Source organism: Sulfolobales archaeon, assembly GCA_038881635.1.
In the GTDB taxonomy this organism is placed as follows: Archaea; Thermoproteota; Thermoprotei_A; order Sulfolobales; family AG1; genus WYEN01.
The window spans coordinates 12,123-32,541 of the sequence record JAVZPJ010000008.1; the positions used below are offsets into that span (position 1 = coordinate 12,123).

At 41.5% G+C, this 20,419-nt stretch carries 19 protein-coding genes; 6 read left to right on the top strand and 13 right to left on the bottom strand.

Annotated elements, in window-relative coordinates; all coding sequences use genetic code 11:
- Positions 1-75: 75 nt before the first annotated feature.
- On the top strand, positions 76-918 hold the full coding sequence (locus tag QXS89_05885; protein ID MEM3831706.1) for an NAD(+)/NADH kinase: 843 nt from the start codon (positions 76-78) through the stop codon (positions 916-918).
- Between the two features lie 2 nt (positions 919-920).
- Positions 921-1,412 (top strand): hypothetical protein, encoded by a 492-nt coding sequence (locus tag QXS89_05890; protein ID MEM3831707.1) that lies wholly within the window; start codon positions 921-923, stop codon positions 1,410-1,412.
- Between the two features lie 13 nt (positions 1,413-1,425).
- On the opposite strand, the gene QXS89_05895 is transcribed toward QXS89_05890, so the two are convergent.
- The 7 genes from QXS89_05895 to QXS89_05925 form a co-directional block, all read right to left on the bottom strand.
- On the bottom strand, positions 1,426-2,100 hold the full coding sequence (locus QXS89_05895) for an ERCC4 domain-containing protein (protein MEM3831708.1): 675 nt from the start codon (positions 2,098-2,100) through the stop codon (positions 1,426-1,428).
- Between the two features lie 76 nt (positions 2,101-2,176).
- Entirely contained in the window at positions 2,177-3,340 is a 1,164-nt protein-coding gene (locus tag QXS89_05900; protein MEM3831709.1) for an ATP-NAD kinase family protein, read from the bottom strand.
- A gap of 1 nt (position 3,341) precedes the next feature.
- Complete coding sequence (locus QXS89_05905; GenBank protein ID MEM3831710.1) at positions 3,342-4,541, bottom strand: PhoH family protein; 1,200 nt, start codon at positions 4,539-4,541, stop codon at positions 3,342-3,344.
- A 175-nt stretch (positions 4,542-4,716) separates the two neighbouring features.
- Positions 4,717-5,430, bottom strand: coding sequence for a ParB N-terminal domain-containing protein (locus tag QXS89_05910; protein MEM3831711.1), 714 nt, complete (start codon positions 5,428-5,430; stop codon positions 4,717-4,719).
- Positions 5,403-6,770, bottom strand: a complete 1,368-nt coding sequence (locus QXS89_05915; GenBank protein ID MEM3831712.1) for a TrpB-like pyridoxal phosphate-dependent enzyme — start codon at positions 6,768-6,770, stop codon at positions 5,403-5,405. Before QXS89_05915 ends, QXS89_05910 begins: the two co-directional genes overlap by 28 nt.
- A gap of 158 nt (positions 6,771-6,928) precedes the next feature.
- Positions 6,929-7,267, bottom strand: a complete 339-nt coding sequence (locus QXS89_05920) for a nucleotidyltransferase domain-containing protein (GenBank protein MEM3831713.1) — start codon at positions 7,265-7,267, stop codon at positions 6,929-6,931.
- The gene (locus QXS89_05925) at positions 7,233-7,604 is read right to left on the bottom strand and encodes a HEPN domain-containing protein (protein MEM3831714.1); all 372 of its coding nucleotides are present in this window, start codon (positions 7,602-7,604) and stop codon (positions 7,233-7,235) included. The genes QXS89_05920 and QXS89_05925 overlap by 35 nt, the downstream gene beginning before the upstream one ends.
- Positions 7,605-8,481: 877 nt before the next feature.
- On the opposite strand from QXS89_05925, the gene QXS89_05930 reads away from it, so the two are divergent.
- From QXS89_05930 to QXS89_05940, 3 genes are all read left to right on the top strand, one after another.
- Complete coding sequence (locus QXS89_05930; protein MEM3831715.1) at positions 8,482-9,627, top strand: TIGR04053 family radical SAM/SPASM domain-containing protein; 1,146 nt, start codon at positions 8,482-8,484, stop codon at positions 9,625-9,627.
- The gene (locus QXS89_05935) at positions 9,624-10,781 is read left to right on the top strand and encodes a radical SAM protein (GenBank protein MEM3831716.1); all 1,158 of its coding nucleotides are present in this window, start codon (positions 9,624-9,626) and stop codon (positions 10,779-10,781) included. The genes QXS89_05930 and QXS89_05935 overlap by 4 nt, the downstream gene beginning before the upstream one ends.
- Positions 10,782-11,224: 443 nt before the next feature.
- A complete protein-coding gene (locus tag QXS89_05940; GenBank protein MEM3831717.1) occupies positions 11,225-13,027 on the top strand; it encodes an AMP-binding protein in 1,803 nt (600 codons plus the stop codon).
- Positions 13,028-13,122: 95 nt separating this feature from the next.
- Here QXS89_05940 and QXS89_05945 read toward each other — a convergent pair whose 3' ends face one another.
- From QXS89_05945 to QXS89_05970, 6 genes are all read right to left on the bottom strand, one after another.
- Entirely contained in the window at positions 13,123-13,911 is a 789-nt protein-coding gene (locus tag QXS89_05945) for a hypothetical protein (GenBank protein MEM3831718.1), read from the bottom strand.
- A 259-nt stretch (positions 13,912-14,170) separates the two neighbouring features.
- The gene (rnhB, locus tag QXS89_05950) at positions 14,171-14,899 is read right to left on the bottom strand and encodes a ribonuclease HII (protein ID MEM3831719.1); all 729 of its coding nucleotides are present in this window, start codon (positions 14,897-14,899) and stop codon (positions 14,171-14,173) included.
- A gap of 572 nt (positions 14,900-15,471) precedes the next feature.
- On the bottom strand, positions 15,472-16,818 hold the full coding sequence (locus tag QXS89_05955; GenBank protein MEM3831720.1) for an MFS transporter: 1,347 nt from the start codon (positions 16,816-16,818) through the stop codon (positions 15,472-15,474).
- 236 nt (positions 16,819-17,054) lie between these two features.
- Positions 17,055-17,579, bottom strand: coding sequence for a hypothetical protein (locus QXS89_05960; protein MEM3831721.1), 525 nt, complete (start codon positions 17,577-17,579; stop codon positions 17,055-17,057).
- Between the two features lie 202 nt (positions 17,580-17,781).
- Complete coding sequence (locus tag QXS89_05965; GenBank protein ID MEM3831722.1) at positions 17,782-18,771, bottom strand: LD-carboxypeptidase; 990 nt, start codon at positions 18,769-18,771, stop codon at positions 17,782-17,784.
- Between the two features lie 654 nt (positions 18,772-19,425).
- Positions 19,426-19,845, bottom strand: coding sequence for an aspartate/glutamate racemase family protein (locus QXS89_05970; GenBank protein MEM3831723.1), 420 nt, complete (start codon positions 19,843-19,845; stop codon positions 19,426-19,428).
- A gap of 17 nt (positions 19,846-19,862) precedes the next feature.
- Between QXS89_05970 and QXS89_05975 the strand changes: the two genes are divergently transcribed.
- Positions 19,863-20,399 carry an ABC transporter ATP-binding protein gene (locus QXS89_05975; protein MEM3831724.1) on the top strand — a complete coding sequence of 179 codons (537 nt, stop codon included), beginning with the start codon at positions 19,863-19,865 and terminating at the stop codon, positions 20,397-20,399.
- Positions 20,400-20,419: the final 20 nt, after the last annotated feature.

Below are 20,419 nucleotides of genomic sequence, written 5' to 3' on the forward strand. Positions count from 1 at the left end.
TGAAAACCAGTCTAGGATCTTATGTGAGTTGATTTGTTTTTCTAAAACAAGGATATATATGGGAGTGTTCCGGGTTTGAAAGCCGGTATATATTTTAAGAAGGGTGTTGGTGTTGCCAGGGATCTAAGTATTAAAATTGCTGAGATGATCTCTTCGAGAGGTTGGGATGTATTCTTTGATAGCGAGTTTGCTGGTGAGATTGACATGAGCAGGTTCAAGATCTCTGATCTGAGGGATTTAGATCTGGATTTCATCGTTGTCGTCGGAGGTGATGGAACTCTTATAAAGCTTCTCCACAAGCTTGGAGAGAGATCTATACCTATAATGACTGTTAGAATGGGGAGGAGAGGAGTTTTACTCGATGTATCTCCTATAGAGGTCGAGTCCAGACTAGAGGATCTTTTTAACGGGAGGTATGTTATAAGAAGTTATGAGAGGATCTATGCTGAGATCGAGGATAGAAGTATAAGAACACCACCTGCTATAAATGAGATTCTAGTCACACCATCTGTAGAATACATAAGATCCAGAGTTTTAAGATGCACCGTTTATAAGGATGATGCTCTCATATACTCTCTCGAGGGAGATGGTGTCATAGTTTCAACATCTATAGGATCTACAGCATATTCTCTAGCAGCCGGAGGTCCTCTAGTAGATCACTCACTACCTGTTATGGTGATCACACCTCTGCTACCTATAAATCTATGGGTTAGACCTGTTGTTCTACCTATAGATAGTATTGTTAGAATCATGGTTAGAAAGGATTCTATTCCCGCCGAGATCGTTATAGATGGTAGTGTGAAGATCCCTATTGCTCCGGGAGAGTCTGTGAAGATATCCAAATATCCTCATCCTGTGAGGATTATAAGATTTCACAGAGATGAGAGTATATATGAGAAGATTTTTGAGAGGAGATAGAAGTGAAGAAAGCTATCGTTCTCGACACCGCAGGATTATTCATAGCTCAGGCTCTGAGCTCTTACGGCGAGCTATGGACTGTTCCAGAAGCTGTTGAAGAGGTTTTAGATGAGGATTCGAGGAGAGGTCTTGAAAACATGATTGAGGCTGGGAGGATCAGGATAGATTCTCCTCCGAGAAGCTCTATTGAGGAGGTTAGGAGGATTGCTGCGGAGAAGGATTTTGAGGAAGCTCTATCAGATGTAGATCTAAAGATTGTTGCTCTAGCATACGAGCTTAGAAGAAGCGGTTTCAAGCCTATAATATATTCTGATGATTCTTTTGTTCATAGACTTGCAAGAGCTATTGGTATAGAGTGCGTGAGTATTAAGAGAGTTGTTAGAGGAGGTGGGAGGATTAAGATCTATGTATGCGATGTATGCGGTTTTAAAACTTATAAGTACTCGGATAGATGTCCTGTGTGCGGATCTAGACTTAGGATCTCGTATAAGTAGGAGTTGCTCAGAGCTAGAACTCGCTCAAGAGATCTCTTCCAAGACTCTTCTTAGGATCGTAGAGACTTCTTATAATCCATACAATCTCCTGAGCTTTTTCTTCTGAAAGACCTTCAACCCTGCTGAGCTCTGAAGCTGATGCGTTGAATATTCTCTGAACACTTCCAAATGTTGAGAGTAGCTTTACCGCTGTCTTAGGTCCTACATGGGGTAGGCATTGAACTATGTACTCCTGCCATTCTCTCAGCTCTAGATCCTCTGGTTTCCTACTCTTTCTAGGAATCATGCTCTTAAGTCTTCTACCTCTCATACTGGCTAGAGAGTAGATCATGTACGCAGTCTCCTCGGGATTGGAGGTGTATACAACAGATATGTTCCCCTGCTGAAGAACTAGAGCTAGAGCTCCATACACAGCTTTCCATCTATCCGTGGTTTTTCTAATTCTCTCGGGAGAGCCTTCTACTACGAGATATATCTTCTCGAATTCCTCAGCTCTTTTCATCTGATCGAATAGTCTTTTATCGAAAACACTTCTAACAAGATCCTCTACCTTCTTCCTCTCAACAGCACCTCCTTCGAATATGTAGTCTGCTGTCTCAAGCATTCTATACTCTATATAAGCTCCTAATCTAGCCAGGTTCTCAGGAACGCCAGAGCCTTTCTCTCTTTCATCAACTATGATTCTCACTATAGAGCTTCTACCCCGCTCAGAAATGTGTTAGGGTTCTGAGGGATATATGCAATAGCTAGGTTAATCGCTGGTATCATGCTACATATCTTGCGGGGATCAGTCTTATGAGAAGTTCTTCTCTGTATCCTGTTAAAGCTCTTACATAGCCTGAGAGCATTCTATCAACTTCTTCATCTCCTGAGTCTATGTAGAGAACATTAGATCCTCCTAGCTTGCTCATGCTTACCACTGGTATAAGTCCTTCTCTTCCGCTTCTTCTAAAGATCTCTGATGATATCTGTTGATTCCCTCTTCCAATGAGAAATCTGGTTCCGGGAATTGGTGTGAGTATCACACGTATCCTATTATACTCTAGTGCGATTCTCTCTATATCTCTCCTCGAGAGATCTCTACCCACGATCTTCTTCCTATATATAGCGTCAACACCATAGGCTGTCTTATCTATTGAAAGATACTCGAATATCCTCTTAAGAGATCCTCCTGGACCTACTATGTATAGAGATCCTGGATCGCTTTCAAATATCTCGTCCAGATATCTTGCAACACCTTCATAATCAAGATCCCAGTAGTATGATATGGGAGATTTTGAATCCTGTACAAGCTCTAGAGAGTAGGGAGTCATCATAAAACCCCAGTTCTTAAGCTCTATAAATCCTCTCCTAAGAGAATTCTCGTCAGCATCTACAACAGGTCTTCTGGAGAGAGGGATAGAACCCTCTATATATAGTGAGAGAACTCGAGCCGCTGTCTCGGGACTTCTAGCGAAAACACCGCTGTAGACCTTGACGCCTGCTGGAATTCCTAGAACAGGTTTCTCGAGATCTCCGGCTTCTCTCAGGGCTTGTAGAATATCTCTAGCTGTTCCATCTCCTCCTACGAATAATATGAGGTCGCAATCTCTCGAGTGGTTTCTCACAAATTCTATGGTGTGATCTCTCGTGCTTAATCCATTTACATATCTGCTGTATAGTTTTACGCATTCTATCTCTCTGAATAGATCCTTGTACTCGCGAACAATACTACAACCCATAGGATCTTCAGGTATTAAAATCCTGAGATCCTGGATCCTCTCTCTAGAGAGAGCTTCTAGAAATCTTCTCGCTCTATCGTAAGAACTCATCTTATATCCCTCGGATAGTATCTTGAGAACATCTATCTCATCACTACCTTTAAGACCTGGTTCTCCGCCTAGACCTGCTATGGGATTTATTAGAAGACAGATCTTCTTAATGCTCAGGTTATTTCTTCCTCCTCTTCTCCTTCTCTTCTTTTCTCTCGATCTGTTCTACCACAACGCTTACTCCGAGAAGAGATTTGAAAAGACTGTCTATGTATCTTATATGAGATCCTTTCTGACCTATGAGAGCTCCTGCAGCATCTTTATCTACTGAGATCCTTAGATTAGGTCCTGCGAAATCTACTTCTTCAATATGCTTATAAACCCATGATACTGGGTGGAGAGCTCTAACCCATTCTTTGAAGTCTAGAGATAGTTCAAGTCCTCTCACGCGACCTCCAAGCTCCTTCTCTATAGCTTGGATCCTCTCTCCTCCTCTTCCTATGAGTCTTCCAGGTGTCTTGGTTATTATTAGGAAGTCTGGTACTGAATCTTTTGGTATTCCATGTTGATCTCTTAGACCTGCTAATTCTACTACCGTCACTATATCAGCATCCGGAGCATGTATTTTTATCAGGTCTAGCACTTTAAGCTCTGAATCTATCATTTTCCTGCTTCTGAGGTTTAGTTCTATTAATAATTTGAGACCTTTTCTAGCTCCTTGTCTCACAACATCTTTAATACCTAGATCTACTACTCTAGCTTTCTCTTCGCTCATGAGGATCTCTCTTACAATAGCTGATGAATCTTTCTCAACACCTCTAAGCTTTTGAAACACAGGATCTCCTGCTATCACTAGCTTGCTGTTACTCCCAACTCTGATGAGAGTTTCTATAACACTCTCAGCGGGCATGTTCTGAACATCGTCTATGAATATGAGAGATCTATCGAAGGATCTGCCTTTCAAGTAGTGGAGGTCTATAAATACTATCTTCTCTCTCTCAATGAGATCTCTTACGACATCTCTAGGAACATATTGACTAACAAGATCTATGAGATATTGTGATGCTATCTCTCTGAAAACTCCTCCTCCAATCTCACTGCTAAGACTACTTCCGCTGAGAATATTAATCAGAGGTCTTACTATGAGAAACTTATCGTAAGAGTTTGAAGAGATCTGATCTATTCCATAGAGTAGAGTTATAAGACTCTTACCACTCCCAGTAGGTCCGAAAACTCCTACAACCTCTGCACTCGCATCTTTCAAAGCTTCTATAAGTCTACTCTGCCCATCGCTTAATGGTTTGATCTTCTCTAGATAGCTCATTACACCACTCCAAAATCTAATTGTATGAAAACCTTTATAGCTTCCGCCAGTCACTCTATCACTATTCTATCGATAAAACTTGAGAATTACCGTATCTTCAGAATAGCATGAGCTGAGGATCTTATTCAGAAACCTTTTGTATCGGATGAGCTATGAGGAATTACTGCTGGTATTGAAGGAGGGTAGAAAGAGGTGGACTGCCTCTAGAACTTCTAGAAGCATGGATCAGCTATGGGCATGAGCCACCTGTCAGCTCCTTGACACGTATTCTCAGTTCTAGCCTCTTAAGAATTGTTAGATGCCTAGTTGATTTCGGTGGAAAAGGTTTCCTGCTTAGACCGGCTTTCACCACATCTTCCTTACCCAGAGGAGGGAGGATTAACGCTATCGCTGGAGTTCTGCTGAGCTCTAGATGGTTAATTCTTGAACGATATATAACTCGATCCACTTTGTACATGAAAGCTGGGTTTTTCTCTAGAAAAGCTATCTCTCTATAGATCTTCTGAGGATCTCCTGTATTGATAGAGATGATTAGAGTCCTACCTACTCTACTCATATTCATGTCATCTCCGCTTACCCCAGCTAATAGATCTGATATGTTATGGCTATCCGCATCTAGACTCTTTTTTAATATATACACTCTAACCCAGCTGGCGATCCTCACCTCGTCTTCAGATAGATAGTCAACACCCACTACCGGTATTCTACAAGCGCCAATCCTCTTCAGAGCCTCATATCTATGAGTTCCATCGATTATAACTCCCGTCTTCTCATCAACTATTAGAGGTCTTCTTAAAACCCCTGTCCTGACGAGTGAGAGTCTTACCTGCTGGATCCTCTCGTATATGCTCTCTTCATGAGGCTTCAGATCCTCTGGATCTGCGTAGAAGATCTTCAGACTAATCCCACTTTGAGTTATTCGCTGAGTTTTGGCAGGTATGATAGGTCTATCACCTCCGGTTCATAATTCTGCATACTTCCTTCTAGATATTCCTTGTAGCCTTGGAGATCTAGAAGTCCGTGTCCACTCAGGTTGAAGAGGATTACAATCTTCTCATTCTTCCTCTTAGCCTCAAGAGCTATATCTATTACAGCCTTCACAGCATGCGCGCTTTCAGGTGCTGGCACCACGCCCTCGCTCATAGCGAAGATCCTGCCAGCTTCGAAGACTTCTGTCTGGTGATATGCTACGGCATCTATGATTTTCTCATTAACAAGGAGGCAGAGGGATGGAGCGTCACCATGATATCTTAGACCGCCTGCGTGAATAGGTGGAACTCTATACCTATGTCCAACAGTATACATCTTAAGCATCGGTGTTAATCCTGCTGTATCACCATAATCATATGTGTATACACCTCTAGTGAGAGAAGGACATGCTTTCGGCTCAACAGCTATGAATTTCGTCTTCGATCTGCTCTTCAGCTTGTCGTGGATAAATGGGTAGGATAGTCCAGCGAAGTTAGAGCCTCCTCCCACACTACCAACTACGTAGTCGGGTTCTTCTTCTCCTATCTCTTCTAGCTGTTTCCTAGCTTCTAAGCCTATGATCGTTTGATGAAGAAGCACATGATTGAGAACACTCCCAAGACTATATCTAGCCTTCTCATTCGAGAGAACATCTTCAATGGCTTCCGATATGGCTATACCGAGACTTCCAGGACTGTCGGGATCTTTTTCAAGAACGGCTTTCCCAAATCTTGTCAGAGTAGAGGGGCTTGGGATCACCTCGGCACCGTAGAGCTCCATGAGAACTCTTCTATAAGGCTTCTGATTATAGCTGGATCTAACCATGAAAACCCTGACCTTAACGCCGAAGAGAGCTCCTGCGAGAGCTAATGCAGACCCCCACTGTCCAGCGCCTGTTTCTGTGGAGACTCTCTCTATACCCTCAATCTTGTTATAGTAGATCTGGGCTACCGCCGTATTGATCTTATGACTACCGGTTGGAAGAGCACCCTCATACTTATAATAAATCCTGGCCGGTGTTCCGAGAAATCTCTCTAGCCCGACAGCTCTTATCAGTGGTGTCGGTCTTCCAAGTCTTATCAGGGTTTCTCTAACTTCGTAGGGGATCTTGATATATCTCTCAGAACTCATCTCCTGATCAACAAGTGCTTTGGGAAACAGTCTCTCAAACATAGATCTCGGCGGTATCGAGCCGTCGGGCAGACGGGGTGGTGGCAGTGGTTTTGGAAGGTCTGGGAGTATATTATACCAATATTCAGGTACGAGATCCTCTCTTTGTGAGGCCCTTATAGAGGGCCTTATCCTTAGATCCATTGGTGCATAGAAGCACCTCACAGAGTATTTTATTAAAATGCTTATAAATCTTCTTTTGTGCATCAAGATAAAACAATTCAGAGGATTATTGAAAAGAGCTTATAAATGTCTTTTGATACTTGCATAGTATTTTGAAGGTATCCGCGTGAAGCAAGTATTCATAGATTATCTGCGGAGCTTATCTTTATAAGTTTCGTTCTTTTCTTGTATATATCAAGCATATCTGATGTTATCACGTGGATCTCGAAGAGGTCTTTTATCTCTTCTCTCCAAAGTCTTGCAAGAACTTCTCCTGGGCTGATCCTGGTTGCTACTAGAACATCTATATCGCTTGAAAGCAGATGCTTATTCTCCGCAACGCTACCGAATAGATAGACCTCTGCATCAGGATCTAGACTTGCGACTATCTCAGCAATCTTTCTCAGATATTTGTCCAGGTTACTGAATATCTCAGCTCTACGTTTAGCTTCTCTTATCAAGAATTCCTCTAATGACATTCATGATCTCCTCTACAGTTTCTTTCAATCTTTCAATTTCTTCACGAGAATAATCTCTACCAGTATACCTAGATGTGATATAAGCATCTTCTAACGAGCCTATCTCCACAGCGTATCTTAGCAAAAGCTCTTTAACCTCCTCCCGTCCAGAGAGATTGCCTATCAGCTCTAGAAGCTTCCTCACACTATGCGTCCTCTGATAATCAACTCCTAGTCTGAGGAGATATGCTTCTAGATATAGCTGGATAGACTGTTCAAGACTGAAAGCTGCAAGATCATAGAATCCTCGATCAATCTGAATAATAGCGGTTTCGAAAAAACTTTCTAGACCGCTCAAGCAGATACTCTGCCTCCTCCCGCCTAGTCAAAATACTACTCCTCAACTCCCTAGGTAGATTATTACAAAATCCCACATTTAAATGTGGGATAAAGTTGTTAGAATCTGAGTAGCTTGGTATCTATGTCTCTCGATCGATCTCCTAGCATTCTAATGAATCTCCGCGATCTCGGATACATCTCTTGTATTCTTCTACTTCAGATTCTACATCTTCACAGGAAAGATCTTAATGCTGATCATAGCAGAAGAGTTATACGTATTAGGGCTGTGAAGATCTATTGTTCTTAGGAGATCTATTTTGCTTAACTTGAATCTCTAAAAGCTCTTTTAATATGATGCTAAGTGTTTTACCAGCTCTCAGCTGCTATGGATTCTTGATTCTATATCTTCTCCTAGGTTCTGCTTGTGGTGATATCTATTTTTCCGTGTCTGCTCTCTCTCGATCTCTTCAACGGATTCTGAGAGCTTGCTTCAGATAGTGAGGATTCGAGTATTGGGAGAGAATTATATTTCTTTCTATATACCCCTCCTCCATGCTAGATAGAGTTTCTTCATAACTCTGGTTAGATATCTACTCACATTATGTTTACATACCAATATTTTCTTAAGAAATCTCTGAAGACATAACAAGTATGGCATTAGATCTCTATCTTTATTTAAGATTCTATCCAGTGATCATGATATGCCTTATCTAAGGCTTAGCCTGTCTCGATAATATTCAGGTTCTAGTGTTGTACTGCTTGAGGCTGGTTTTTCAGTAGCTACTAGATCGATCTTTTATTATGGGTTTGAGGATATGTTGAGAGAGTTTTAAAAGGTTATATGTAGAGAAGCATGAGTTTTTATCTATCCTGGTATCTATCTTTTGGTATCTTAAATGTTTAGAAGAGCTGGGTTTGAGGAGAAGCCCTTGATCGTTTTCTGGGAGGTTACAAGAGCATGTCCTCTGGCATGTCTTCATTGTAGGGCTGAAGCTATACTTAAGCCTCTTCCAGGGGAGTTGAGCACCGATGAAGGGCTTAGACTTATTGAGGATATAGCTGGGTTTGGGAAGCCTTATCCCCTGCTTGTATTCACCGGAGGAGATCCTCTGGTTAGAGGCGATCTGCTGGTTCTTGCTGAGAGAGCTAGGGATCTTGGGATCCCCTTCGCTCTGGCTCCAGCCGTGTCTCCGAATCTGTGGAATGGTGTTCTTGAGAAGCTGGTTGATATGGGTTTGAAGGCTGTTTCGATAAGTATTGATAGTGGTTATGGGGATGTTCATGATTCTATACGAGGTGTTAGAGGTGTTTTTGATGAGAGTTGGAAAGCTGTTAAATATATAATGAGTCTGGGGGTCAGGGTTCAGGTTAATACTGTTGTTATGAGGAGCAATGTTCTCTCAATGCCAAGACTTGTCGGGCTTCTCCACAGGCATGGAGTACCTGTGTGGGAGGTGTTCTTTCTAGTAATAGTTGGTAGAGCTAGAACCTCGATGCTTGAGGAGTTATCGCCACAGGAGGCTGAGGATTTCCTCCACTTCCTCTACGATGTCTCGAGAACAGGAATTCGAGTGAGGACTGTGGAGGCTCCCTTCTTCAGGAGGGTGGCTATAATTAGGAGGGTTGTTGAGAGAGGTTTAGAACCGCCGGATCACTTTCCAAAGCCTGGGGATCTCTATAGAAAGCTTCTAGCAGATCTTATGGAGATCCTTGGCGAGAATGCTTTCGGCAAACCAGCTCTCGAGATAACTCCCACGAGAGATGGGAGTGGTGTGATCTTTATAAGCTATTCAGGCGAGGTCTATCCAAGTGGTTTCACACCTTATCCGATTGGTAGTGTGAGGAGGGAAAGTATTGTGGAGATCTATAGGAAAAACCCTGTGCTTAAAACGATCAAGAGTGCTGGGTTTAGAGGTAGGTGTGGTGTTTGCGAGTTTAGATATATATGTGGTGGAAGTAGAGCTAGAGCTTATGCTTCTACAGGAGATCCTCTGGAATCAGATCCTCTATGCCCATACATACCAAGAGGGTACAGATCTTGATCCCTGTCTCCGTCCTTGTATCGGGTAGGGGTACGGTTTCATTCAAGATCAAGGGTGCTCATGATGTTGACACCCCACCAAACTTTAGCAGCGAGTTAAGACCGATCATAGCTTGGAATATAACGAGAGCTTGTAATCTCAAATGTCTCCACTGCTACATAGATGCTGGAGCACCCTCGCCATATGAGCTGAGTACTGAGGAGGCTTTAAATGTTGTGGATCAGATTAGGGATATCGGTTCACCGCTGATAATATTCAGCGGGGGAGAACCCCTGCTCAGAAGAGACCTCTTTACACTGGCATCGAGAGCAGCCGGTTACGGGATCAAGCTTGTCCTTAGCACTAACGGTGTTTTAATAGATAAGATGATGGCTAGAAAGATCCTTGACACGGGATTTCAGTATGTTGGTGTTTCGATAGATAGTTATAATCCTGAGTGGCATGATAGCTTCAGAGGTGTTAGAGGATCTTTTAAAGCCGCTGTTGAGGGGATTAGAAACCTGGTTGATCTCGGTGTAAGTGTAGGGATTAGATATACTATAACAAGGTATAATATCTCAGAAGCACCTGGAGTAATAGAGTTTGCAGCATCGATAGGAGCTAGGAGGGTTACATTCTATCATTTATCTTATGTAGGCAGGGCTCTCAAGCTTCCTAGAGACTGGATACCACTTCCAGAGCAGTACAAGATCTTTATGGATAAGGTGATAGAACTTGCTGAGAAATACTCCGGGGTAATAGAGATCGAGACAACGCTAGGCCCCTTCGACGGGGTCTATATAGCTATAAAGAAGGCTAGAGACAGCGTGGAGATGAAGAGATTACTAGAGTTTGTTAAAAGATCAGGGGGTTGTGGGAGAAAAATAATATCGATCTTCCCTGACGGAAGTGTAAAGCCATGTCAGTTCGTAGACTTCATAGACCTTGGGAATGTTAGGAAGGAGCATCTAAGCAGTATAATAAGAAATCTCGAGAAAGAACCCTACAGAGTATTCATAGAGCCTTGGAAGTATGTGAGAAGAGGTAAGTGCGCTCAATGCCAATTTCTACAATACTGTGGCGGAGGAGATAGAGTTCGAGCATACCATCTAGAAGGATCGCTGGATGCCAGCGATCCATACTGTCCAATACCAGCTTTCACAAGCCGTATATAGATCGCGGAAATATCTACACCAGCATCTACTTCAAGATCTCTTCAATCCAGTCTCTCTTATCAGGATGAGCTGGAGATTTACAATCTGAAGATCTCGCTTTTCAAGGCATGTAATGGGGCTGTAGTAAAAAGTATGAAAAACTGAAGTAAGATGAAAAGGAATCATATGAGTATGAGAGGAATTCCTATCTCACCAGACCTTGCCGGTGTCGCAATAGTTAGTCTAGGTATATAGACTGTATTCATCTGCGTTCATCTTCGCGATTGATTCTTGCTAAAATTTTATAATTTTATAATGATAAAACTCTGTAGCTAGGCTGGTGATTAGGTATTGTTAAGAATATCTTTAAGAATATATGATGTTGAGAATGCTGCTAAGGATATAGATGTGTTTAAAAATATAAACAAGCTAAGAAATATAAAGTATTCGGGGGGTGTACTCCCTTGGATCAAGATTTTTCTGCTTCGGAAAGATCCTATAGCGATCTCGGTCTTGCAAAGATCTATAGAGAGTTCATGTCTCTAGTTCAGCTACCTGATGATGATAGGAAAGCGAGAGCGATGGAAGAATTCTTCAAGAGATTGAACAGTATAGAGCTACCGGATCGCTTTAACTGGGCGGAGGAGGTTGTTGAGAATATACATGTTAGGGAGAGAGGTGATCAGCATGCTCTGCTCTGGGTTAATCTCGATACGGGGGAGGAGAGAAGATACACTTATTCAGAGTTCGCTGGTGAGGGTAACAAGCTTGTGAATGCTCTTCGCGGCGCCGGTCTGAAGAAGGGAGAGAGCTTCTATATAATGCTCCCACTCCTTCCAGAGGTATGGTTCGCTAATTATGCTACTGTGAAAGGAGGCTTCGTTGGTGTTCCAACAGCTACTCTGATGACGGTGAGGGATCTTGAGTATAGATTCAAAACATACCCGCCTGATGCAGTGATAGCGGATGAGAATTCAGCTGAGAAGATAGATCAGGCTTTGAATAGTGTAGGGGTCAAGCCTAAAATAAAGATCGTGGTTGGTAGCAAGAGTGGATGGACAAGCTATGATGATATCAGAAGAGAGAGCACTCATGCTGAAGCCGGGGAAACAAGTCCGAGAGACCCTATATTCAACTTCTTCACATCTGGAACCACAGGACCTCCTAAAATGGTTATCCATACAGCAGTAAGCTATCCTCTGGGGCATCTAATCACGGCATCGATAATAAATGTTCAGCCAGGTGATATTCATAATAATCTGAGTGCTCCCGGATGGGCTAAGTTCGCCTGGAGTAGTTTCTTCTCGCCACTCTCGGTGGGAGCAACAACAACAGGCTTCTACTACACAGGCAGGCTCAGCCCGGAGCAGTATCTTCAGGCTGTTCAAGATTATAAGGTTAAGACATTCTGCGCGCCTCCGACAGCGTGGAGAATGTTTATGATATCTAAGATCCCTATCTCTAGCTTCGACTTCAAGTTGAGAGATGTGGTGAGTGCGGGAGAACCGTTGAACCCGGAGATCTATAAGAGATGGTTGGAGGAGACTGATACAGAGATACGTGATTTCTATGGTCAGACAGAGACTACAGCCATGATAGGAAACCCTCCATGGTATAAGGGAGGAAGGATTGTTCCAGGATCTTTTGGGAGGCCGACGTTCATGTATGACATAACTCTTGTAGATGATGAGGGGAGGGAGATTACAAGACCATACGAGATCGGGCATATAGTTGTGAGATTGGATAGATGGAGGCCTATAGGCTTGTTCAAGGAGTACGCGAGAGATCCGAGGAGAAATCAGGAAGTATTTGTAGGTAGATACTATTACACAGGAGATAAAGCCTACTTCGACGAGAAAGGATACTGGTTCTTCGTAAGCAGAGCAGATGATGTGATAAAAACCTCGGACTACAGGGTAGGACCTTTCGAGGTGGAGAGTGCATTACTCGAGCACCCGGCAGTAGCTGAAGTAGCCGTGGTGGGAAGTCCTGACCCGATAAGATATCAGATTGTTAAAGCATTTATAGTGTTGAAACCAGGATATGAACCTTCGAGAGAACTAGCTCTAGAGATCTTTAACCATGCTAGAAATATTCTTGCAAGATACAAGATACCGAGGATAATAGAGTTCGTGCCAGAACTTCCTAAAACAATAAGTGGCAAGATCAGGAGAGCCGAGCTCAGAGCAATTGAAGCAGAGAAGAGAAGAACAGGTGTTAAAAGCGAGCATGAGTATTTCTACAGCGATCTGCTAGAGAAGATTTGAAAGGTTGAGAGAGAAGTAGTGAGTGGCGAGGAAATCTTCGAATGTTTGTAAATAGATAGCGATAAAACTTCTGATATCATCCTTCTCTAGCTTCTCTAATCTATCACGCTCCCATATATGGTATCGATCCCGAGTTCTCTAGCTCTCTCAAGAGCTTCTCTATCTATATTTATAGCTATGATTACTATCCTCCTCACATTGCCGATAAGCTGTCTCGTTCTCTCAACCTTGTCATATAGCCAGTCTATATCTTCTCTCTCAGCTCTTGATTTAACCTCTATCACTGTCACACCTCCGTCTTCTATGATCACGTCGAACTCGTATCTAGCTCCTCTAATACCTAGTCTTCCTTCAAGATCTGTATATATGAATCTTCTAGCTTTCTCAGGATCTATACCCAGCCTAGCTAGATTATCCTTATAAAGAGATAAGATTGTCTTCTCAAGATCTCTTCCAACACGCTTCCCAAGACTTCCGATAGCGATTCTGAGTTCTATCAGTGTTCTACCATGTTCTTCTAGCATCTTACTATGTTCTTCTAATATTCTACTGTGCTTCTCCAATATCTTCGTATGCCCCTCTAATATTCTACTATGTTCTTTCAGTATCTTGCTATGTTCTTCTAATATTCTGGTGTGTTCTTCTAATACCCTACTATGTTCTTCTAGTATCTTACTGTGTTCTTTCAGTATTTTGCTGTGCTCTTCTAATATTTCTCTGTTCTTCCTCAGTTCTTCTAAAATGCTTTTCAGAACCTCAGAGATCTTCTCTAAAGCTGTTCCAAGCTTTATTATATCCTCTCTCTTACTCTCCTCAATAGCCTCCTTCACAATCCTCTTAATCTCGCCTAGGATCTTCTCAGCATTCTCAGCACTACTACTCAAACAAGTCCCGATAGAAGTTATACCTCGCCTCTATTAAATACAATATGAGCACATCGACTCATATGTTCACAGGCTACACTCACATTTCTTCCTCGGATATTTTGGTTTGATATTTAGCTTGAGAGCGTCTGCGATTGGGATTACAGGCCTTATGAGGAGCTCTTTGATTAAGAGAAGATAATAGAAGTGTTGCTCCAAGCCGTTCAGGACTAAAAACCAGGTGAAAACCCTGTGCTGTCCTAGGAGAACTTACAGAGATCTAGGACGGGAGATGGTTTTTAGGAGTTCTGTCTTCTGGTTGAGTGTTTTCTTCTTTGTTTTTATTGTTTTTTATCTTTTCATGTAGCATGTACTTGTCTAGAGTAGGTGTTATCTCCTGGATCTGCTTTTTATATGTGCTCCACTTCCTTCTTATGAGATATCCTCCGAGTTCTCTTGCTAGTTCTTTGTTTTCCTCCAGCCATTTTAGTGTTCTTATATCTGATGGATAGCCGGATCCTATGTCTCCAAGAGTTCTTCTAATGCTATCTAGGTGCCAGTCTCTTAGAACCTTAGCTATTATACTTGCTGCTGCTACTATCAGATGCTTCTCCTCTGCTTCGGCTTCTACATGAACTTCTTTAACTCCTCTGATTCTCTTTAGAATTTCTTCGGTTTTCTTCTCTGGTTCTACAGCATCGGTGTAGATCTTGTGAGGACATTCTCCTAGACTTATGCAGGCTGTCTCTATGATATTTCTGAAGGTTTCGATCTCTAGTTTATTTAGATTAGATCTGTCGATCTCGTAGGGTGATACTACTCTTACTATAACAAGTCTTGCTATAGAGAGCAGTTCTTGGAAGATCCTCTCTCTCTTAGACCTCGAAAGCTTCTTACTATCTCTCACACCTATCTCAATAAGCTTCTGCATATCGCATTCTCTGATAACGACTCCCGCGATAACCATAGAACCTATGAGAGAACCTCTACCAGCTTCATCTAAGCCCATCACATGGTTATCGCAAGCTATATCTCATAACCTGAGTAAGTATAATAACCCTTCGGAATAATAACTTTAATGAGATGATGAGTGACTCCAATAATGATAGGATGATTAGTGGACGACGGCTCTGAAGTTAGAGTATGAGGTTTTAATACATAAACATGTTTTAAAGTATTTCAACAAACACTCTTAGTATGCCATGAAAGATCACTAATAGTAGGATGAGTAATAGATCACTAGGATTAGGAGGAGGTTAGAAGCAGGATGTAGAATACAATCATATCTAGGATATCTACTGGTTAGAAATTCTCCTAGGTTCTGCAGAGTGTGTTCATAGTAATGCTAATAAGAATTATTGAATTGAGATAAACACTAGATTCGTGAGTTCTCTCTCTAGAGTGTTCCGGCTAGATATAGATTCCAGCCGGTTTTCCAAGAGATTTTAATCTTGAGAATGAAGGGTTATTCTCGGGTTTTATCATTATTATCATTATTATCCTACTCCTCTGGGCATCTTATATTTTTGATAGATCCTTGTGTAGAAGAAGAGTTGAGAGTCTTATACAGTGTTCTGGGTGTTATTTTTTCACAGGTTTTGAGACTAGTTTTTCTAGAGGTATTCTAGCTGATTCTACTCCTCTTATCATCCATAGTAGTGATGCTATGAATCCTATCATCCATAGTAGTGTTGCGATGTAGAGGAATTGAAGTGCTGTTATGCTTGCCTCAGCTAGTACTACTATAGTGTTTGCAAGCCATGCTATTCCTGTGTTGAGACCTACTACCGAGGCTCTGACACCTGTTGGGAATAACTCGCTTTCGAGAGCGCTTAGAGATGCCCAAGCCCATTCTGCGAATATCATGTTTATGAGTAGTGCTGCTAGGTATATGCCTAGTTCTTTTTCTAGCATGTATAAGATTGTTAGTGCTAGTGCTGTTGCTAAGCCTCCTAGATATGAGTAGAGTGTTGCATGTCTTCTGCTTCTGTCTATGAGTGGTATTAGTATGAATGCTCCTACTGATGCTCCTAGATTTGATATGAGTATTATCATTGGAGTGCTTTCAATGCCGTATCTGAAGTCTTGTGCGTATGGTGCGTAGTATGCTATCATGTTGTATGTGAGAATTTGTGTGAATGTTAGTATGATCAGGATCGCGAGTCTGAATAGGTATTCTCCTGATCTGGTTATATCTCTCAAACCTATCTCTCTAGATCCTCTCTCTATTGAAGTATTTGATGCCTGCTGAGATGGTTTTAAACCTGTTAGTCTGTGTATTATTTCAAAAGCTTTCTCACTTCTTCCTCTCTCGATAAGCCATCTAGGAGATTCCGGTATGTGGATTCTTGCTAGAGCTACTAGTGATATTAGTACTAGAGCTGAGAGTGCTAGAGATCTTATCTGGGTTTCCACGTCTTGGTAGAGTCCTGTGTATATCAGGGCTAGACCTGCTATTATGAAGGCTCCTATATTCCAGAAGTTTGCTGAGAGCATTATAGCTTTGCCTCTATCTCTCGCCGGGATCATCTCGGCTAGAGCTGAGTATGCAGCTCCTACCTCTCCACCTACTCCTAGGTTTATTAGTGATGTTGATATTATGAGTGCTTCATATATTCTGTGTAGTAGGAGGAATAATACTGTTCCTATGAAGTATATTGCTAGAGATGTTATGAGGAGAATTCTTCTGCCGAAGAGATCTGCTAGCCTGCCCAGAGCTATGGCACCTATCATGAATGCTAGAGAGTTTATAGCTAGAACATATATGGCGATGTCGGGTGCTATGAGGTATAGAGATGCGGGAACTATAGAGAATAGAACTCCATCTAGAAAGAATGTTGCTGATATGATTATGAAAAGCTTCCAATGACCAGATCTCCAGGAGGATCTATCAAGCATCTCTTGAGCCATGTTCAGTATATCGCTCAAGGAATCACCGTTATCAGGTGTGGTAAGTCTGCTTATAAGATTTCTATAGGTGGCATATAGATGAATTGGGATATCACTCGATCTCTCAAGATCTCGTCAGAGCTTATAGTCTGAGTGTTCTTCTCTAGAGTAGTGTTTTGAGGGTAGAGCTTATCTTATATAGATGTAGGTTCATACTTTTAATAGAGATCTCTGTAGAGTTTTAGAAGAATATCTGGGTTTACTTATTCTAGGTTTTAAGAGATTCTTTTGAGCAGCTCTGTCAAGCTTATGATCTTTATCGTGTTTCCTGCGAGACTGAGGTAGAGAGCTGTAGTGGTGTAGTTAAGTAGAGCTAGGCTTATGGTGAAGATTAGGATTCCTGAGAAAAAGATCCATGAGGCTTGTTTAGAGTAGTAGCCGTAGTCGATTCTCAGAAACCATCCTACGAAGAGTTCGAATAGATATGCTGTGAATAGTAGTTTGAAAACATAAGCTATAGGATTAGAGGATCCTATGATCAGGAGTAGAGCTGAAACACCTATAGCTATGCCCAGAGGAGCTATGTAAGTCATAGCTCTTCTAGAGTGCTCAACTCCATTAATATAATAGTAGTATGCGATAAATGCTAGTACTAGGAGTAGGATGCCTCCAGAGATCCCTGTTAATGTGAAGATCGCGTTTAAGCCGTGGAGTAGAGCTAGTACTATGAAAACCTCTATTATTAGAGATGCTATAATGCTTATGATAGTAGCTTTCTTAAAATAACTTGATCTAGCCATTTAACACACCTGTAGGACACGCCCGTGATATAAGTTGCTACTAATATTATATGCATCTGATTCTTCTCCGGCTTTCTAGGATGAGGTTCTCGGTTTGGGTATTAAGAGTTAAGTAGGAAACCTATGATCTGTAGCTTCTCTGATGAGTGATTCTAGTGAGGATCTTATGTGATCTGTGGATCTCTCTGCTTGAGAGGGTTTTCTATTCGACAGCTGGTTCTTCCATGTATACTACTCCTTCATCTGCGTCCATGGTTATTCTAGAACCTATTGCGAGTGGGTATACATAGTGTCCGTGTTCATCTCCTCCGTGGCAGCATGGGAAGTTTAGGAATGATGGTGTTTTTATATATCTTCTAGCTCTATCTATTATGACTTCTTCGATGCTTGGAGCGGGTGTTTTTGCTTCGGGTTCTGGGAATTCTCCGAAGATTACTCCTGAGGCTTTCTGTAGGTGTTCTCCTAGGGCTAGTGTTGTGAGGTAGTTATCTATTCTCCAGGCGTCTTCTCTGATGTCTTCTAGGAATACTATTTTATTCTCTGTATTCACTCTATAAGGTGTGCCTTGGATTAGTGTGAATAGTATTAGATTGCCTCCTACAATTTCTCCAGAGGTTTTTCCAGGGTTTATTGTTTTTGGGAAGGCTCCGTCTTCTGGATGTCTTAGCTCTAGTGTTTCTCCTTGTAGGATCTTTATAACCATCTCTAGATTTCTCTTAAATCTTTCTAGACCGATCTCGTCGCCGAGCTTGGGAGTTGTAGCGATCATCTCACCATGTATGCTTATAAGTCCTGTTCTAGAGTAGAGAGCATTCTGAAGAGCTGTTATATCGCTGAAGCCTATCAAAGGTTTTGGATTTCTAGCGATCAGATCATAATCTATGTAGTCTAGAAGTCTCAAACCTCCAGCACCTCCTCTAACACACCATATCACATCTATATCTTCTCTTCTGAAACCTTCGATAAGATCTCTTACTCTCACCTCCTCCGGTGCTGAGAGATACCATTTTCTCAGAGCATATCTAACACTGTCTCCGAAGACTATGTTAAACCCGTATTTTCTCAAGATCTCTACTCCCATGCTAAGGTTCATCTCAGGATACACAGGATAACTTGAAGGAGCTATGAGAAGAACTCTCGCTCCAGACCTGATCTTAGGAGGTTTAATTCTTGTTCTCAGAATGATCACCATATAACGAGTTAGAACATAAAGATTAAAAATAACGATCGCTTCTAGAGATCTCCTAAACCACTCCCATGATAATTAAAGATGCAGTGAGAAGAACTCTTCTCCACCACTCATTATTTAGAAACCTCTCAGAATCAGACTTGATATACTCGTGTTTTAGAGATTTCAGAGGAAATACAAGTCAGAGAAGGTTTAGATAGCGATGTGTTTTATCTAAGAAATAAAAAGTGTGGTGCGGAGCTAGGTATCTGCTTAAGCATATTAAAAGCTGTGTATCTAGTGTTATTCTGCCGGTAAAGATCTTGATCATACGGTTATACCTACATGCTCTATGGCTTTAGTAAAAACGTTATGGTGATTCCGCTTGTCAGTAGAAGAAGGATCTGAGATTCTGATCATGCTCTCATCTTCTCCTCTTCTCTTAGCATTATTGGCTTGAATATAGGTTATCCCATTGTACTAAGACCACCATACTATGGTTAGCTAGAGTATCTCTCATATCAAACCATATCCTATGATGGTATTGTAGAGGTACTACTATGAGGAGGAATTGTAGGTTATAATGTGAGGTGGGTTATATTAGATAGCCTAAGAGCAAAAGATCTTTTAAAGATCTATAGGGTTTTTGAGAAGCTATATATAGCTAGTTTTTAAGATCTAATACTCTCTGAGAAGTCTACCATAGGGTATTCTATCTTTAACACCTATACTTCTTAAGGCCAGCCACATGCTAGCAGTATTACTACTTATAACAGGTATTCCTAGTCTACTCTCTAGAGCTTCTATGATCTCTATAGTTCTAAAATTAGTACAGCTTATAAATAGAGCGTCTGCTCTTAGATCTCTTATTGCTTCTAGTGCTAGCCTGTATGCAGTCCATGGAGGTAGCCTGCCTATCTCGGTATTCTTACGAATTCCTAAGCCTTTAATCCTTAGAACTCTAAAACCTTGATCTTCTAGAAATCTTCTCTCCCTCTCATTAATCTCTTCGATATAAGGTGTTGCCACAACGATCTCTCTAGCTCCTAGAGTTTTAAGAGCTTCAATGACAGCTTGAGCTGTAGTAATACTTATGATACCGCTAACCCGGACTTATACTATTCGAAGGATTAGATATAACAAGATTAGAAGCTCATGAGATTGTTGAGAGAGGTATTATACATGTTCCAGAAGGTAGAAGATTATTTCCTCTCATGACTGTCTACGAGAATCTAATGCTTGGAGCATTTAATAGAAGAGCTAGGAGGAATTTTAAAGATAATCTTGAGAAAGTTCTCAATATATTTCCTATACTAAGAGAGAGACTTACACAGAAGGCAGGCACGTTAAGTGGTGGGGAGCAGCAGATGCTTGCTATAGCTAGAGGATTAATTGCTGAGCCAAGACTTCTGATACTTGATGAGCCAAGTCTAGGTCTAAGTCCTAGGGTGATCGAGCAGATCTTTCAGAAAATTAAAGAGCTTAGAGAGAAAGAAGATATAACTATAATGCTTATCGAGCAGAATGTTGTAAAAGCTTTAGAGATATCAGATTACGCATATATCATAGAGATGGGAAGCGTAGTAAGAGAGGGAGATCCTGAGAAGCTACTAAGAGATCCCGAGATTAGAAAAGTGTATCTAGGAGTATAATTTATCATCTAGAAATCTCA